Below are 759 nucleotides of genomic sequence, written 5' to 3'. Positions count from 1 at the left end.
GGTGGAGGCCGTAGCCGCGGTGGCGCAGCGCCTCCGCCGTCGCCCGGCCGATGCCGCCCGTGCCGCCGTAGATCAGAACCCGTTGCATGCTCGCCCCCGTCGCCGCCGAACGCCCCTTGCCGGCGGAGACGGTTCGACAAGATGAAGCTAAGGCGTCGTGGAGGACGGGGGAGTCGGCCGAGGCCGGCGCGGCCGTTCCACAAGGTCGCATCCCATCGAGACCGCCGGAGAATCCAGGTTCATGAAGTTCGCCTTCGCCGGCATCGATTTCCTCGGCGGCGTGTTCGAGGGCCTGATCGAGGCCGGCTGGACCCCGATCAAGCTGTTCACCCGCCCCTGCGACGGGCTCTACGATCACAACGACGTGGTGGTGGCGCGCGCCCGTCAGCTGCGCCTGCCGATCCAGCTCTCGCGGCTGAAGGCCCAGGATCTCGACGCGCTGAACGCCGCCCACGGCCGCGACTGGGCGCTCGTCGTCGCGGGCTATCCCTGGCTGATCACCGGATGGCGCACCCGCGCGGCCTTCGGCTTGAACATCCACCCCTCGCCGCTGCCGACCGGGCGCGGCCCCTACCCGCTGTTCCGGGCGGTGGAGGAAGCCTACGAGACCTGGGGCGTCACCGCCCACGTGCTCGCCGAGGAGGGCTTCGACACCGGCGACATCCTCGCGCAGGACCTGTTCCCGCTCGACGCCCAGGAAGACCACGAGACGCTGCTGGCCAAGTGCCAGATGGCGGCGCGGCGGCTCGCGACCGGGCC

Annotated in this window: 1 protein-coding gene and 1 pseudogene; one reads left to right on the top strand and one right to left on the bottom strand. The window is 71.4% G+C overall.

The annotated features are described in order from the left end of the window. Positions 1 to 211: pseudogene (locus FV223_RS32275) on the bottom strand (hypothetical protein); the annotation flags it as partial. A 30-nt stretch (positions 212 to 241) separates the two neighbouring features. Between FV223_RS32275 and FV223_RS29095 the strand changes: the two are divergent. Beyond that, positions 242 to 759 (top strand): formyltransferase family protein (locus tag FV223_RS29095; RefSeq protein ID WP_281407489.1); only part of this gene is annotated, 518 nt, incomplete at its 3' end.

The organism is Methylobacterium sp. WL116, assembly GCF_008039455.1.
Taxonomy (GTDB): domain Bacteria; phylum Pseudomonadota; class Alphaproteobacteria; order Rhizobiales; family Beijerinckiaceae; genus Methylobacterium.
The sequence above is the reverse complement of the archived record's forward strand: the minus strand, read 5'-3'. Positions and strand labels throughout refer to the sequence as shown.